The organism is Alteromonas sp. CH_MED4-4 (assembly GCF_037029575.1).
In the GTDB taxonomy this organism is placed as follows: domain Bacteria; phylum Pseudomonadota; class Gammaproteobacteria; order Enterobacterales; family Alteromonadaceae; genus Alteromonas; species Alteromonas macleodii.
On record NZ_JAYMEU010000014.1, the window covers coordinates 55,515 to 71,826 of the forward strand.

16 protein-coding genes are annotated in these 16,312 nt (G+C 45.1%); 13 read left to right on the plus strand and 3 right to left on the minus strand.

Features of this window, described 5'->3' with window-relative positions:
* Window positions 1-113 precede the first annotated feature (113 nt).
* The gene (gene ppc / locus WA381_RS11400; RefSeq protein WP_014977467.1) at window positions 114-2,735 is read right to left on the minus strand and encodes a phosphoenolpyruvate carboxylase; all 2,622 of its coding nucleotides are present in this window, start codon (window positions 2,733-2,735) and stop codon (window positions 114-116) included.
* Between the two features lie 233 nt (window positions 2,736-2,968).
* On the opposite strand from ppc, the gene WA381_RS11405 reads away from it, so the two are divergent.
* From WA381_RS11405 to nqrM, 10 genes are all read left to right on the plus strand, one after another.
* Window positions 2,969-3,589, plus strand: coding sequence for an FKBP-type peptidyl-prolyl cis-trans isomerase (locus WA381_RS11405; RefSeq protein ID WP_014950800.1), 621 nt, complete (start codon window positions 2,969-2,971; stop codon window positions 3,587-3,589).
* A 298-nt stretch (window positions 3,590-3,887) separates the two neighbouring features.
* On the plus strand, window positions 3,888-5,066 hold the full coding sequence (gene fabV, locus WA381_RS11410) for an enoyl-ACP reductase FabV (RefSeq protein WP_061486585.1): 1,179 nt from the start codon (window positions 3,888-3,890) through the stop codon (window positions 5,064-5,066).
* Window positions 5,067-5,578: 512 nt separating this feature from the next.
* Window positions 5,579-6,919, plus strand: a complete 1,341-nt coding sequence (locus WA381_RS11415) for a Na(+)-translocating NADH-quinone reductase subunit A (RefSeq protein ID WP_061486584.1) — start codon at window positions 5,579-5,581, stop codon at window positions 6,917-6,919.
* Between the two features lie 3 nt (window positions 6,920-6,922).
* A complete protein-coding gene (locus tag WA381_RS11420) occupies window positions 6,923-8,125 on the plus strand; it encodes an NADH:ubiquinone reductase (Na(+)-transporting) subunit B (RefSeq protein ID WP_014950797.1) in 1,203 nt (400 codons plus the stop codon).
* Window positions 8,115-8,879: a Na(+)-translocating NADH-quinone reductase subunit C gene (locus tag WA381_RS11425; RefSeq protein ID WP_014977464.1), complete on the plus strand. Its 765-nt coding sequence runs from the start codon at window positions 8,115-8,117 to the stop codon at window positions 8,877-8,879. The genes WA381_RS11420 and WA381_RS11425 overlap by 11 nt, the downstream gene beginning before the upstream one ends.
* Window positions 8,880-8,889: 10 nt before the next feature.
* The gene (locus WA381_RS11430) at window positions 8,890-9,522 is read left to right on the plus strand and encodes an NADH:ubiquinone reductase (Na(+)-transporting) subunit D (protein WP_014950795.1); all 633 of its coding nucleotides are present in this window, start codon (window positions 8,890-8,892) and stop codon (window positions 9,520-9,522) included.
* Between the two features lie 3 nt (window positions 9,523-9,525).
* On the plus strand, window positions 9,526-10,134 hold the full coding sequence (nqrE, locus tag WA381_RS11435; protein ID WP_014950794.1) for an NADH:ubiquinone reductase (Na(+)-transporting) subunit E: 609 nt from the start codon (window positions 9,526-9,528) through the stop codon (window positions 10,132-10,134).
* A gap of 20 nt (window positions 10,135-10,154) precedes the next feature.
* Window positions 10,155-11,387 carry an NADH:ubiquinone reductase (Na(+)-transporting) subunit F gene (gene nqrF, locus WA381_RS11440; RefSeq protein ID WP_014950793.1) on the plus strand — a complete coding sequence of 411 codons (1,233 nt, stop codon included), beginning with the start codon at window positions 10,155-10,157 and terminating at the stop codon, window positions 11,385-11,387.
* Window positions 11,388-11,524: 137 nt separating this feature from the next.
* Entirely contained in the window at window positions 11,525-12,550 is a 1,026-nt protein-coding gene (locus WA381_RS11445) for an FAD:protein FMN transferase (protein ID WP_014950792.1), read from the plus strand.
* Between the two features lie 9 nt (window positions 12,551-12,559).
* Window positions 12,560-12,793, plus strand: a complete 234-nt coding sequence (gene nqrM, locus WA381_RS11450; RefSeq protein ID WP_014950791.1) for a (Na+)-NQR maturation NqrM — start codon at window positions 12,560-12,562, stop codon at window positions 12,791-12,793.
* A 105-nt stretch (window positions 12,794-12,898) separates the two neighbouring features.
* Here the strand turns inward: nqrM and WA381_RS11455 are convergent, their stop codons facing one another.
* Together WA381_RS11455 and WA381_RS11460 are read right to left on the minus strand one after the other, a co-directional pair.
* Window positions 12,899-13,198 (minus strand): type II toxin-antitoxin system RelE/ParE family toxin, encoded by a 300-nt coding sequence (locus tag WA381_RS11455; RefSeq protein ID WP_014977463.1) that lies wholly within the window; start codon window positions 13,196-13,198, stop codon window positions 12,899-12,901.
* Window positions 13,198-13,404, minus strand: coding sequence for a type II toxin-antitoxin system ParD family antitoxin (locus WA381_RS11460; protein WP_014977462.1), 207 nt, complete (start codon window positions 13,402-13,404; stop codon window positions 13,198-13,200). Before WA381_RS11460 ends, WA381_RS11455 begins: the two co-directional genes overlap by 1 nt.
* A 288-nt stretch (window positions 13,405-13,692) precedes the next feature.
* Here WA381_RS11460 and dinB point away from each other — a divergent pair, with 288 nt between their 5' ends.
* From dinB to WA381_RS11475, 3 genes are all read left to right on the plus strand, one after another.
* Complete coding sequence (gene dinB, locus WA381_RS11465) at window positions 13,693-14,766, plus strand: DNA polymerase IV (protein WP_014977461.1); 1,074 nt, start codon at window positions 13,693-13,695, stop codon at window positions 14,764-14,766.
* A 216-nt stretch (window positions 14,767-14,982) separates the two neighbouring features.
* On the plus strand, window positions 14,983-15,231 hold the full coding sequence (locus tag WA381_RS11470) for a DUF1653 domain-containing protein (protein ID WP_014977460.1): 249 nt from the start codon (window positions 14,983-14,985) through the stop codon (window positions 15,229-15,231).
* A gap of 63 nt (window positions 15,232-15,294) precedes the next feature.
* Entirely contained in the window at window positions 15,295-16,185 is an 891-nt protein-coding gene (locus WA381_RS11475) for an MBL fold metallo-hydrolase (protein ID WP_014950788.1), read from the plus strand.
* Window positions 16,186-16,312 lie beyond the last annotated feature (127 nt).

Genomic DNA, 16,312 nt, shown 5'->3' on the forward strand with positions numbered 1-16,312 from the left:
GAAAAGGCTGGATACGTTCTTACGTACCCAGCCTTTTTTGCATTTAAGACATTACAAAAAAAGCCTGCTCAATGAGCAGGCTTTTCATTATAACGTTACGCGTTCATTGGGCTCTAGCCTGTATTACGCATACCAATTGCAATACCCGCGATGGTAACCATCATGGCACGCTCTAGGCTAGTGTTTTGTGCATCGTCACCGGCTTTACGAATACGATCCAGAAGCTCAATTTGCAGGTAGTGAAGGGGCTGAAGATATCCTGCACGGATCTCCATAGACTCTTTACCCTGCGGGTCGTTCTTCATGATGTCGCCGTCACCGGTTATAGCCAACAGCGACGAGATGCTTTCTTTAAGCTCGCTACGCAATGCTTCACCAAAGTGTTTAAGCTCTTTGGGTACCAAGCGCTCATCATAAGCTTCGCTGATTCGCGGATCGGCTTTATGGAACACCATGTCCAGCATTGAAAGACGTGAACGATAGAACGGCCATTCGCTGAACATCTCGTTAACCACTTTTTCATTTTCCGGTGTCTTCACGCTATCGATAGCGCGCATAACGCCTAACCAGCTTGGCAGTACCAAACGGGTTTGTGCCCAGGCAAATATCCATGGAATCGCACGTAGGCTCTCAATACCACCTTGTGGCTTACGCTTCGCTGGACGACTACCTAGTGGGAGTTTGCCTAACTCTTGCTCTGGCGTTGCAACACGGAAGTAAGGTACGAACTCTTTATCGTGACGCACGGTTGCACGGTAGTTATCGCGACCTTGGGCTGCCATTGCAGTTATAAGCTCTCGCCATTCTTCTTTTGGTGCCGGAGGCGGGAATAACATGGCTTCAATTATGGCGCTGGCGTAAATACCTAGGCTGCGTTTAGCCAGCTTAGGCATACCGAATTTATAGCGAATAGTTTCGCCTTGCTCAGTTACGCGGAAGCCGCCGTCTAGCGAGCCAGGAGGCTGAGAGTAAATGGCAGCATGTGCTGGCAAGCCACCACGACCAATTGTACCGCCACGGCCGTGGAATAGCGTCAGGCTTACGTCAAACTCATCAGCAATCGCAACCAAGGCTTCTTGTGATTGGTATTGAGCCCAGCCCGCAGCAAGTGCACCTGCGTCTTTGGCTGAATCTGAATAACCAATCATAACGAATTGACGACCTTTAACGTAACCGCGATACCAGTCGATAGACAGAAGTTTGCGCATTACGTCAGGCGAGTTGTTCAAATCGTCTAGCGTCTCGAACAATGGCGCCACTGGCATTGGCCAATCTACACCACTTTCTTGAAGTAGCAGCTGAACGGCCATAACGTCCGATGGCTCACTGGCCATAGAGATAATATAGATACCAAAACCGTGTTTGCTGTGCTTCGCAATTACCTTACAGGTATCAAGCACTTCTTTCACGTCATCAGACGCATCCCATTGAGCAGGGAATAGCGGGCGTTTTGAGCCAAGCTCGCGCAATAAGAACGCTTGCTTGTCGGCTTCGCTCCACTGAGCATAATCACCAAGACCTAGGTAGCGTGTTAGTTCGCTGAAAACGTCTGCATGACGTTCAGAGTCCTGACGCACGTCAAGGCGCAGAAGGTGAATGCCAAATACACGAGCACGACGAATAGTGTCTAGCAGCAGACCGTTTGCTACAACTTGCATTCCGCAGTCTAACAGTGACTGGTAGCAAAGCATCAGTGGTTCAATTAGCTCATCATCACTTTCAACCCAGTTTGAAGTATCTGGGTTTTTACCTGCTAAGTAGTCGCTAATGCCATCGCGGGTTGCGATGAACTTGTCCACAAGTGGACGAAGAAGGGCGCGGTATGGCTCGTTGGCGTCGCCGACTTTTTCGCGTAACGCGTCGTTGCAGTCGTACATTGAAAGCTCAACTTGCAAGCGATCAAGATCAATCGCGAAAAGCTTGGCCGCACGTTTTCTAGCAAGTAATAATACTTGCTCAGTCACTTTTGACGTTACAAATGGGTTGCCGTCTCTGTCGCCGCCCATCCAAGAGCTAAACTGAACGGGAGACGCATCTAGTGGCAGTGATACTTCATAATCTTCGTTTAGGCGACCATCAAGCTCGCGCATAAAGTCTGGCACTGCTTCCCATAATGAGTTTTCAATAACAGAGAAGCCCCAGCGTGCCTCATCAACCGGTGTTGGACGTACTGAACGAATTTCTTCAGTGTGCCAAGCCTGTGCAATAAGGTCAGCAATACGGGTTTCAATTTTCTTACGCTCAACATCATTAAGCGACTCTTGGTGAATAGCCTGAAGGCAGTTCGCCAATTCTTTATGTTTGTGAATAAGTGTACGGCGCGTAACCTCAGTTGGGTGCGCGGTCAGTACAAGATCGATGTTCAGTTTTGCAACCGCATCCTGCACTTTTTCAGCTGTTAATTCAGCTTTATCTAGGTGTTTAAATAGTGCATCAATAGACGCATCAACATTCATTGCCGCATTGTATTCTTGCTCAGCAATGTTGCCCAAATTCAAGAATTGTGCGAATGCACGGCCAACAGTAAGCAAATCGCTGTCAGACATTGTTTTGAAAGTTTCTTTCAGTTCTTCGCTACATGTAGCGTCTCCCTGATAAGAAGCTCGGCCGCCTTTACGAATCTTTTCAATACGGTCTAGCCACTCTTGACCCAATTGATTTTTGATTGTTTCACCTAAGGTTTTACCTAGGTATCGAACGGTATCTTTCAGTTCAGCATCGTAGTGTGTTTGCATGCTATCCTCCTAAATATATGGCCTTAACCATACTGTGTCCTTTGCGACTTGTCTAACCACTTTCGGTTATAATTTACAACATTTTGATACTTTTGCACCCTAGTTAACATTGCTCAAAGCAAGATATTTTGTGGTGTGATACACTCTTGCACCGGAAAATGCAGAAACATTCTCGCGTTATGCGTTTTGTTTGAAATTTGTACTGCATTTGTAATTTAATTTCAGGAGTTCTTGTGACTGATACATTCAATACAGTAGAAACCCAAGCAAGTTACGGCATTGGTTTTCAAATGGGTCAACAATTACAATCAAATCCGTTTGACGGACTAGCGATTGACGCTGTTGTAGCTGGCCTAAAAGACGCCTTCGCAGGTCAAGCGCCTCAGGTTGATAACGACACACTACGTGATGCGTTCGGCGAAATTCACAAGCGTATGCAAGCGGCTAAAGAAGAAGCTAGCAAAGCGGTTATTGAAGAAGGCACAAAGTACCTTGAAGAAAACGCAAAGCGTGATGAAGTAACCGTAACTGAATCTGGTCTTCAGTACGAAGTTATCGCTGAAGGCGATGGTGAAACGCCAGTTGCGGCTAGCACTGTGCGCGTTCACTACCACGGTACACTTATCAACGGTACTACGTTTGATAGCTCTTACGAGCGCGGACAGCCAGCTGAATTCCCAGTAGGCGGCGTTATTAAAGGTTGGACTGAAGCACTTCAACTTATGAAAGTAGGTGCTAAGTACCGTCTATACGTGCCACATGATCTTGCTTACGGTGAGCAAGGTGCGGGTGCAGCTATTGCACCATACAGCACGCTTATCTTTGACGTAGAGCTTCTTGACGTTCTAGGTTAATGTGTTTTTCACAGGTGTGCAGTTCTGTACACCTGTGTTCCATGCCTTCTTATTCATAATTAATAACGTTTTATAAATTTAGCCCGCACTTGGTTAAATTTAGCGTTATGACCTAATGTTTCTTTCCCCTATCTGTTTTCTTCTCTCTTTTCTCGTAAATACAAAGTAAAACTAAATTTGGCACTTTGTTTCATTGGTGTCGCCTTGCGTTTGCGATATGCTAAGTTTTATCTGCTCCGAGTTGTTATCAGTGGCTTCGGCATTACAATAGCCCCACGCTCAAATAAGGAAAATTATTATGGTTATCAAGCCTAAAGTGAGAGGCTTCATTTGTACAAACGCGCACCCTGTTGGCTGTGCAACGGCGGTTGACGAACAAATTGCTTATGTAGAAGCAAAAGGCGACTTAGGCGAAGGCCCTAAAAATGTATTGGTTATTGGTAGCTCAACGGGATACGGCTTAGCATCACGCATTACTTCTGCGTTTGGCTATGGCGCTAAAACGCTGGGTGTGTGTTTTGAAAAAGCACCAACGGAACGTAAAACGGGTACTGCCGGTTGGTACAACACCGCTGCATTCCACGAAAAAGCCAAAGCAAAAGGTTTGTATGCAGAAACTATTAATGGCGATGCGTTTTCCGATGAAATCAAAAATGAAACCATCGAAAAAATCAAAGCTGAAATGGGCAAGGTTGATTTGGTCATTTATAGCCTTGCATCCCCGCGTAGAACCGACCCAGAAACAGGCGTAACGTATAAATCTACGCTTAAGCCTGTAGGGCAGGCGTACACTACGAAAACCTACGATACTGATAAAGACAAAGTGCATGAAGTATCGCTAGAGCCAGCCAACGACGAAGAAATCCTTAACACCATCAAAGTGATGGGCGGTGAAGATTGGGAACGTTGGATGGACTTTTTACGTGAAGCCGATGTGCTTGCTGAAGGCTGTAAAACCACCGCATATACCTATATCGGTAAAGAACTAACATGGCCTATTTATGGTCAAGCGACGATTGGTAAAGCGAAAGAAGACCTAGATCGCGCTGCCGCAGCCATTATTGGTAAAAACAGTGATTTGCTTGTGCAAGCCAATGTGAGCTCGTTGAAAGCACTAGTAACGCAGGCAAGCTCAGCCATTCCTGTAATGCCTCTGTATATTTCACTTATTTACAAAGTGATGAAAGAGGAAGGCACCCACGAAGGGTGTATTGAGCAGATTCATGGCTTGTTCACACAGTGCCTGTACGGCAATACACCAACGTTAGATGAAGCAAATCGCTATCGCATGGATGGCAAAGAAACTAACGATGCTACTCAAGCGAAAATTAAGGCGCTATGGGATCAAGTGACACAAGAGAACTTTCATGACTTAAGTGACTACAAAGGTTACAACCATGAGTTCTTAAAACTGTTCGGTTTTGATATTTCAAGTGTTGATTACGACAGTGAAGTTGACCCAATGGTTAATTGGTAAAACCTAAACTTACCATTAATTAACCTAATGCTTATATGCACAAAAGCCGTCTGATTTGACGGCTTTTTTGTACCTGATTACAAGTTGATACGGCGTATGGATTCGCAAAATGTAAATGAATAAGACCAAAGGTTTACATTAAATTGTAGAAAAATTTGCCTTTATCTTGAAATAGCGTGGCACAAACGTATGGGTTAATGCTAAAATCCCGAAATTAAGTAGGGGTCTTTTCTGCCTCTACCAAAACAGCAGTAGCGATTGCAGCTACACAACAACAATAATAAGTGTAAATTTCTGCTGGTGGTCTATAAAGAAAGGGCGAATTAAGCGTCCGCAAAAGGAATTATGCGTTACGGCTTCATAACAGGCTGACCGTAGCAATTGCAGCAAGTTCCATCAATCAACAACGAAAAGGTGTTCTACACCTGTTAATAGTGCGCTTTTGCATGCTGACAGGCAGGTTTTCTGCGGTCATGCAAAAGGGTATTTCTATTAGAGTAGTGCGATTACATATGATAAAAATCAAGAAAGGTCTCGACCTCCCAATTGAGGGAGCGCCAAAGCAGGAGATTGCTGATGCATCTGCTGCAACGCGCGTTGCCATTCTGGGAGAAGAATATGTGGGTATGCGCCCTACCATGCACGTCCAAGTTGGCGATGTAGTGAAGAAAGGTCAGGTGCTTTTTGAAGACAAAAAGAACCCTGGCGTTAAATTCACTGCCCCAGCAGCGGGTGAAGTGGTAGAGGTTAACCGTGGTGCAAAACGTGTTCTTCAGTCTGTAGTTATCAAAGTGAACGGCAGCGATGCTGTAACTTTTGATAAAATTGCAGCTGACCAGATCGCGAGCGCTTCACGCGAGCAGCTTCAGTCAATCCTTGTAGAGTCAGGCATGTGGACAGCGTTCCGTACACGTCCATTTAGCAAATCTCCTAAGCTAGACTCTGTTCCAAGTTCAATTTTTGTTACAGCAATGGATACCAATCCACTAGCAGCAGATCCTGCAGTGATTATTGCTGAGCGCCAAGACGATTTCGTAAATGGTCTTAAAGCATTAACGCAATTGAGCGGTGGCAAGACTTACGTTTGTAAAGCGGCAGGTGCATCTGTTGCTACTGGCGATGCGGCAGTTGATGTTGAAGAATTTGGCGGTCCTCACCCTGCGGGCCTACCGGGTACTCACATCCACTTCCTTGATTCTGCTGGCATGAACAAAACGGTTTGGCACATCAACTACCAAGACGTTATGGCAATTGGCGCATTGCTGACCTCTGGCGAGCTAGATAACCGTCGTGTTATTTCACTTGCAGGTCCTGCAGCAACCAACCCACGCCTAGTGCGCACCGTAATGGGCGCAGACTTGACCGAGCTTACTGCTAGCGAGCAAGTAGACGGTGAAGTACGTGTTATCTCTGGTTCTGTACTTAGCGGTACCACAGCGATGGGCGTTCACGGCTTCCTTGGTCGTTTCCACACCCAAGTTTCACTACTAAAAGAAGGTCGCGAGAAGAAATTGTTCGGTTGGATCCTACCTGGCTCAAACCAACACTCAGTGACTCGTGCTTACTTAGGTCACCTAAGTGGCAGCAAGAAATTTGATATGACAACAACTACCAATGGTTCTGAACGTTCTATGGTTCCAATTGGTAATTACGAACGCGTTATGCCCCTAGATATCATTCCTACGCTTCTGCTTAGGGACCTGATTTCTGGTGATACTGACGGTGCTCAGACGTTGGGTTGCTTAGAGTTGGACGAAGAAGATTTGGCATTGTGTACTTATGTATGCCCTGGCAAATACAACTACGCTCCTATCTTACGCGACCGTTTGACCACGATAGAGAAAGAGGGTTAAGTCATGGGTTTAAAAGCGTATTTAGAAAAGATCGAACCAAACTTCGAACCAGGTGGTAAGCATGAAAAGTGGTATGCGCTTTACGAAGCTGCGGCGACCATTTTCTACACCCCAGGTAAAGTAAATAAAGCTAACACGCACGTGCGTGACAGCATTGACCTTAAGCGCATCATGATCATGGTATGGATGGCAACATTCCCAGCTATGTTCTTTGGTATGTATAACATTGGTTTCCAAGCGCAAGAAGCTATTGCTGCTGGCGCAGGAACACTACCTGATACGTGGCAAGCAGGCCTATTCGCTGCCCTTGGCGGTGACTTGGCAAATGCGGGTACACTAGGTCTATTCTTCTATGGCGCATGTTTCTGGTTGCCAATCTACGCGGTAACGTTCGCGGTAGGTGGTTTCTGGGAAGTATTATTCGCGTCTGTGCGCAAGCACGAAGTTAACGAAGGTTTCTTCGTTACATCGGTACTGTTCGCACTAACACTTCCAGCTACTATTCCTCTATGGCAAGTTGCACTAGGTATTACCTTCGGTGTTGTAATTGCTAAAGAAGTATTTGGTGGTACAGGTCGTAACTTCCTTAACCCAGCATTGTCTGGTCGTGCATTCCTTTACTTTGCGTATCCTGCACAAATTTCAGGTGACCAAGTATGGGTAGCGGCAGATGGCTATTCTGGTGCAACGTCTCTAAGCCAAGCGGCTTCTGGCAACCTTGATTACGCGAACATGGATCAGTGGATGAACAGCTTCATCGGTACTATCTCAGGTTCAGCGGGTGAGGTGTCTACCCTTGCTATTATTCTTGGTGGCTTGTTCATCATGTACATGCGTATAGCAAGCTGGCGCATTGTTGCTGGTGTAGCAATTGGTGTGGCGTTCTTCGCAACCTTGCTAAACCTAATCGGCAGCGATACGAACCCTATGTTTGCTATGCCTGCTCATTGGCACTTTGTTGTTGGTGGTCTTGCTTTTGGTATGTTCTTTATGGCGACAGACCCAGTTTCTGCGTCGTTCACAAACCAAGGTAAGTGGGCTTACGGTATCTTCATTGGTTTCATGACGGTACTAATCCGCGTCCTAAACCCAGCCTTCCCTGAAGGTGTAATGCTAGCAATTCTATTTGCTAACTTGTGGGCGCCACTGTTCGACTATTTCGTCGCACAAAGCAATATCAAGCGGAGGGTAGCACGTGTCGGCTAAGAAAGAATCTTTAGGCAAAACGGTAGGTATTGTTGTTGCCGTATGTTTAGTTTGTTCAATTGTTGTTTCTGGCGCGGCTGTTGGTCTTCGCTCTTTACAACAAACAAACGCAGCTCTAGATAAAAAGAGCAACATTCTTAATGCTGCAGGCCTTTATGAAATGGGCATGAGCAATAGCGCAATTGAAAGCACGTACAGCGAGCGAGTAGAGCAGCGTTATGTAAATCTTGACGAAGGTACTTTCGTAGAAGCGCCTAAGCCAGATTACGATATGTATAAAGCAGCCAAAGAAACTGAGTACAGCACTAAGGTGACTAACAGTAATGTTGGTTTTCAACGCCGCCCTAACGTGGCAAGTGTTTACTTAGTTCGCGACGACGCAGGTGATGTATCTCGTATCATCCTTCCTGTGCACGGCAGCGGCCTTTGGGATCTTATGTACGGTTTCTTAGCGGTAGACGCAGACGGCCAAACGGTTCGCGAGCTTATTTACTATCAGCAAAAAGAAACGCCAGGACTAGGTGGTGAAGTGCAAAACCCTGCATGGCAGGACAAATGGGATGGCAAAGAGCTTTACGAGAATGGCGAAGTTGCTATTCGCGTAGTGAAAAATGCTAACCCTAGCAATCCTCACACTATCGATGCGCTTTCAGGTGCAACCCTAACCAGCAACGGTGTTGAAAACACTATTCGTTACTGGGTAGGCGAGCAAGGCTTCGGCCAGTTCCTGAAGAACCAAGCATGGCGTTCATAAGGGAAGTCTCATGGCAGATACTAAAGAAATGAAAAAGGCCCTCTTTGGGCCAATCCTGGACAACAACCCGATCGCCCTACAGGTATTGGGTATCTGTTCAGCACTGGCAATTACCACTAAGCTGGAAACAGCATTGGTAATGTCGCTTGCGCTTACAAGCGTTGTAGCGTTCTCAAACTTGTTTATTTCACTAATTCGTAACCAGATCCCATCTAGCGTTCGAATTATTATCCAGATGACTATCATTGCGTCGTTGGTAATCGTTGTTGACCAAATTCTGAAAGCGTATTCGTATGAAATATCGAAGCAGCTGTCGGTATTCGTTGGTCTGATTATTACTAACTGTATCGTAATGGGTCGTGCTGAGGCTTACGCCATGAAGAGCCCACCTCTGATGAGCTTCCTTGATGGTATTGGTAACGGCTTGGGTTACTCTTTCATTCTAATTGTTATTGGTACAATTAAAGAGCTATTTGGTTTCGGTACTATTTTAGGTTTCGAAATCCTTCCACTGGTTCAAAACGGTGGCTGGTATCAGGGTAACGGTTTGTTAATCCTACCATTCAGCTCATTCTTCTTAATCGGCGGTATGATTTGGTTTATCCGTACTATCCGTCCAGAGCAAGTAGAGCCTAAGGAGTAAGTCATGGAACATTATTTGTCGTTATTTGTTCGCTCAATTTTCGTTGAGAACATGGCGTTATCACTTTTCTTAGGTATGTGTACATTCCTAGCGGTATCTAAGAAAGTTAAAACTGCTATGGGTCTTGGTGTTGCAGTTATCGTGGTACTAGGTATCTCTGTACCCGTTAACCAAGTTATTTATGTAAACATTCTTGCTCCAGGCGCACTAGCATGGGCAGGTTTCCCAGAAGCTGACCTAAGCTTCCTTAACTTCCTAACGTTTATCGGTGTTATCGCGGCGTTGGTACAGATTCTAGAGATGAGCTTAGACAAGTTCTTCCCTGCGCTTTACAACGCACTAGGTATCTTCCTTCCGCTAATTACCGTTAACTGTGCAATCTTCGGTGGTGTGGCGTTTGCGGTACAGCGTGAATACAACTTCACTGAAAGCATCGTTTACGGCGTTGGTAGTGGTATGGGCTGGGCACTAGCAATTGTATTGCTAGCGGCAGTACGTGAAAAGCTGAAGTATGCTGATATGCCTGATGGTGTTCGTGGTCTTGGTTCTGTATTCATGATCGCGGGCCTAATGGCACTTGGCTTCCAGTCATTCACTGGTATTCAGCTGTAATAGAGCTCGGGAGCATATAAATGAATAACGTAGAAATATTTCTTGGCGTCGGCATGTTTATTGCCATCGTATTGGCGCTAGTATTTATCATTATGTTTGCCAAGTCTAAATTGGTACCAAGTGGTGATGTAACTATCACTATCAATGGTGACCCAGACAAGGCAATCAAAACTGCACCGGGTGGCAAACTACTTGGTGCACTAGCTGACGCAGGTTACTTCGTATCGTCTGCGTGTGGTGGCGGTGGCTCATGTGGCCAGTGTCGTGTAGATGTACACTCAGGTGGTGGTGAAATCCTTCCAACTGAACTAGACCACATCACTAAAGGTGAAGCGCGCGAAGGCTGCCGTCTTTCATGTCAGGTTGCTATTAAGCAAGACATGGAAATCGAGCTAGAAGAGTCGGTATTTGGTGTTAAGAAGTGGGATTGTGAAGTTATCTCTAACGATAACAAAGCAACCTTCATCAAAGAACTGAAGCTTAAAATTCCTAACGGTGAAAGCGTACCTTTCCGTGCAGGTGGCTACATTCAGATTGAAGCGCCGGCTCACCACGTTAAGTACAAAGAGTTCGATATTCCTGAAGAATACCGCGGTGACTGGGAGCGTTTTGGCTTCTTCGACATCGAGTCTAAAGTCGACGAAGAAACTATTCGTGCGTACTCAATGGCGAACTACCCAGAAGAAGAAGGCATTATTATGTTGAACGTGCGTATCGCTACGCCGCCACCTAATAACCTAAGCCTACCTGCTGGTAAAATGTCATCGTACATTTGGAGCCTGAAAGAAGGTGACAAAGCGACTATCTCTGGTCCATTCGGTGAATTCTTCGCGAAAGAAACTGAAAACGAAATGGTATTCGTAGGTGGTGGTGCAGGTATGGCCCCAATGCGTTCTCACATCTTCGATCAGCTTCGTCGCCTTAAGTCTAAGCGTAAGATGAGCTTCTGGTACGGTGCACGTTCACTTCGTGAAATGTTCTATACAGAAGACTTCGACGAGCTAGCAGCAGAAAACGATAACTTTGAGTGGCATGTAGCACTTTCTGATCCTCAGCCAGAGGACAACTGGGAAGGTTACACTGGGTTTATCCACCAAGTACTTCTTGAGAACTACTTGAAAGATCACCCTGCACCAGAAGACTGTGAGTTCTACATGTGTGGACCACCTATGATGAACGCGGCCGTAATCAACATGCTTAAAGATTTAGGTGTTGAGGACGAAAACATCATGCTAGATGACTTCGGTGGCTAGGCGTTTAATTTAAGAACTACTCGCTTAAAAGTTATTAAGCATATTAAAAGGGGCGTAAGCCCCTTTTTCGTTGAAGCAAAACGCAGAATGCACATAATAGCGATTGAATAATGTGCATATTAGCTAAGGACAACATCGTGATTCGATTTGCTATTCGAATTTTCCTCGCCTTTGTTGCGGTAGGTATTCTACTTCTCGCAAGCTGTAGCGACGAAAAAACGCCTGTAGTACACCTGCAAGGGCAGACAATGGGCACAACCTACAACGTTAAGTACCTTGTAGCGGAGACACCGGTAGAAGGCTTACAAGCTGAAATAGATGCCCGTCTTGTTGAGGTTAACAAGATGATGTCTACTTACGACCCAACGTCAGAACTATCAAGGTTCAATCAATATCGCTACACCGACAATTTCGCCGTATCACCAGATACGCTAACCGTAGTTAACGAGGCATTACGCTTGGCTAACCTTAGTGGAGGAGTACTTGATGTTACCGTTGGCCCATTGGTTAATTTATGGGGGTTTGGACCAACTAAGCGCCCTGAAAAAGTACCAAGCCAGACAGACATCGACGATATTCGCGAATATGTGGGTTATAAGAAGCTGTCAACCACGCCTACAGGCTTAAAGAAAAGTCACCCAATGCTTTATGTCGACCTGTCGACTATTGCAAAAGGCTTTGGCGTTGATGAAGTGGCGGAGATCCTTGAAAACCACAACATTGAAAACTACCTTGTAGAAATAGGTGGTGAAATGCGCGTGAAAGGTGAACGAGGCGACGGCAGTGAGTGGCTGATTGCCATTGAAAAGCCAGTTACCACTGAACGTGCTGTTCAAAAAGTTGTCTCAATAGGAGAAAACGCGGTTGCTACATCAGGTGACTATCGCAACTATTACGAAGAAGACGGCGTTCGTTATTCGCATCTAATCGACCCCACAACGGGCAAACCTATCTCACATAACCTGGTTTCGGTTACGGTAATTCATCCTTCTTCAATGACGTCTGATGGTTTGGCTACGGCGTTTAATGTAATGGGATGGGAACAAGCGATAGCGGTTGCTGAGCAAGAACAACTCGCTGTATTCCTCATTCGTCGCACAGAAGACGGATTTGAAGAGTATGCATCGCCAGAATTTGATAAACTGGTCACAGTTCATAATTAGGGGGTAGCAATGTCTACATTCATTCTTGCTTTTGGTTTCTTTCTAACAATGGTACTGGCTATGGCCGTAGGTTACCTTTTTCAGAAAAAATCAATCTCTGGAAGCTGTGGTGGCTTAGGTGCACTAGGTATTGAAAAAGCCTGTGACTGTCCAGAACCGTGTGACCGTAAAAAGTCGCGCATGGAAAAAGAAGAAGCCCGCCAGAAAAAACTAAACGAGTGGAAGCAGAACCAAATTTTGTAATGCTTAACCCATCGTTGGTTTAAGGTTTAAAAGCGCTGTTTGATACTAATCGACAGCGCTTTTTTGTTCTGTGAGTATATCTATCTAGCTCGTTAACGTTGAGTTCTATTGAAGTTGCCGAACGATATCCATTGATTGATGAAGAACCCTAATTATTCTGATACCGTATTTGAACTTTCTAAAAACGATCATATGTTTATTCACATAGCTAGAAAAACACCCCCATTTAATATCATTTCTCGGTATAGCTAACGCCGAGTTGGCATCGTTTGCAAGCTCGATAAATCTTGACTCAAGGTCATCTAAATAATTATTGCGTTGCTCCTTGCCCCAGTACTCTTCGGTATAAACACCGATCTCATATAGATCATTGGCAGCAGCTTTTGAAACGCGGAATTTAGTCACTATCTACTATCTAGCCGTTTCTTAAGAGAGTCCATTGAAAAATTAATGTCGTCTTCACTTTGTTCTCCTTCTTCAATCAAGAGCCTCAGCGCATTTAACTTTGACGATGCGTCTTGTTCCTGAAGCAGTCTCAATGCAGCGCGAATTACCTCGCTTTGATTGTTATAATTGCCTGAACTTACCATCGCTTCGATAAATTCGCTCATACTTCTACTTGGTTGAAATGTAATTGTTCTAGCCATATGACAAACCCTGTAAGTAAATTACTTACAATATAGCCGGATCGTCTCACACTCGCAATTACGCCTAAGTAAAAGTAAGCGTTATTAATGGGCTTATTTGTATTAATTCCTGTTCAACATTGCCTTGAATCATGCGTGTGAGGCATCAATCTTATCAAGAATCGACAACGACATAGTGTAATTAAACGCTATTGATAATATACTGTCTTTTTGTACAGTTTCGTGTGAGCACGTTAAGCTCAAAGGCAGGTAATGCGAAAAATTATCCACGTCGACATGGATTGTTTTTACGCCGCAGTTGAAATGCGCGACAACCCAGCCTTGCGCGATATTCCCATTGCGATAGGCGGCAGTGCCGACCGTCGAGGGGTTATTTCTACCTGTAACTATCCCGCCCGTAAATTTGGTGTGCGCTCAGCTATGGCTACAGCGTATGCTTTAAAGCTATGCCCAAACTTGACCCTCGTAAAAGGGCGCATGGATGTGTACGCTGCCGAGTCGCAAAAAATACGTAAGATATTTGCTGATTATACCGACCTCATTGAGCCTTTATCATTAGATGAAGCCTACCTAGACGTGACTAATAGTGAATTTTGCGGTGGCAGCGCCACGTTAATTGCTGAAGAAATACGCGAGCGCATTAAAAATGAACTTGGGCTTACAGCTTCAGCAGGTGTTGCGCCTTGTAAGTTTGTGGCTAAAGTGGCGAGCGATGAAAATAAGCCCGATGGAATTTGTGTTATTACTCCTGATAAGCTCGATGAGTTTGTACGCGAAATGCCACTAAAGAAAATACCGGGCGTAGGCAAAGTCACCATGCAAAAGCTTCAGCGTATGGGGCTTAATACCTGCGACGATGTTCGCCAATACCCTTTTGAGCGCATTCAAAAAGAGCTGGGTAAATTTGGCAGTGTGCTGTGGGAGCGTGCTCACGGTATTGATGAGCGTGAACTATCGGTATCTCGTGAGCGAAAGTCTATCGGCGTAGAGCGCACGCTAAGCGAAGACATTCATACCTTCGAGCAATGCATAGATTTTTTGCCGCATTTATTTGAAAAGCTTCAAGAGCGAATGGAAAATCACAAGAAGCGTACTGGTAAGCCGGTACGTATTCGCACGCAGGGCGTTAAGCTTAAGTTTAACGACTTCCAACTAACTACGGTAGAGCACCGCTGTGCCACGCTTGATGAAGCGTATTTTCGCACGTTAATGCAGGAAGCCTTCGAACGAGCAACAGGGCGGGGTATTCGTCTTGTTGGCGTTCATATAGGTCTTGCTGCCGATCAATCAACACAGCAATTGCTGTTACCTTTTGAACCGATTTAGCCGATAAGCTCACTTGTTAAGTACTAACATGCAGTAGCCTCAATCTAACCACTTGTTATACTTAACGCACTGATACTATGCGATAGACTGACGGTTTTGTATTACCCGATTAAAGGCCAATCCCACAGAGTTTAGTTTCTAAGGCCATTTAATCTTTGGCAAATGAAAGCGGTTGGCTAACCCTTACTATTTTTTTCCACTTTAATGAAGGACGTTATGGACTCGAAAGAACTTAAAACCCCAGGTCGCTACAAGCATTACAAAGGTAATTTATACGATGTATACGAAGTGGCGACGCATTCAGAAGATGAAAGTAAGCTAGTGGTATACCGCCCATGCTACGGCGAAAAAGCGCTTTGGGTTCGTCCCCTAAATATGTTTGTTGAGTCGGTTGAAAAAGACGGAGAAACACTCCCCCGTTTTGCTTATGTTGGTAATATTCCTGATGATGAAAAAATGATCTAATTGTGAAATTAGGTCATAGTGTAAGAGGTCTTTAATAAACAGGCTTCTTACAAGGAAATAATAATGAAAACTGCACCTCGTTTTAGCGCACACATTTTGGCTGCGTTTATTGCTGCGAGCCCTTTGGTTTATTCAACGATTAATCCCGCAAATGCACAAGATAGATTTGCCGATGTCGAAGTTAAAGCGACAGCGATAAAAGGCTCTGTGCACATGCTTACAGGTGCAGGTGGAAATATCGGCGTATCTGCTGGGGAAGACGGTGTTTTGATCATCGACGATCAATTTGCGCCGCTTGCAGAAAAGATAGCGGCCCAGCTTGGTGAGCTCGGGAGTGACAAGCCAAAGTATGTGATAAACACACATTATCACGGCGACCACACAGGCTCTAATGCGTTTTTCCACAGCCACAAAGGTGCGACCATTCTGGCGCACGAAAATGTGCGTGTTCGTCTAGCTAACGATGAAAAGATAAAACCGGAAGCGCTGCCAACTATCACCTATGAAGACGGCATAAAAATTTACTTCAATGGTGAAACCCTTCACGTCATGCACTTAGCGGTAGGCCACACCGACGGCGATAGCGTAGTGTGGTTCGAGCAACCCAACGTTATGCACACCGGCGACTTGTTCTTTAATGGTCGCTTTCCCTACATCGACCAAGGTGCTGGCGGTAATGTGGAAGGCTATATGGACTCAGTAAAACAGCTGCTTGCTAAAATAGACGATGAAACCGTTATTATTCCTGGCCACGGCGACATCAGTAACAAGCAAGAATACAGCGCATTTTTAGCTATGATCTCTGAAACGTTCAGCTACGTTAAGGCACTTAAGCAAGACGGCAAAACCCTCGATGAAGTTAAAGCGATGGGCTTAGACGATAAGTGGGCCGACTGGAGCTGGAATTTCATCAATGAAGAGAAGTGGATAACTACACTCTATACTGACGCCTAAATAGTATTGGTTACACTTTAATATCGAGCGAGTGTGCAGGGGAGTTTTCTTTACGACCCTGCAATTTCGTTAAAATGGCACTATCACTGGGTTTTTGAGGACTAATTTCAAAGGCAATAGGTTAGGA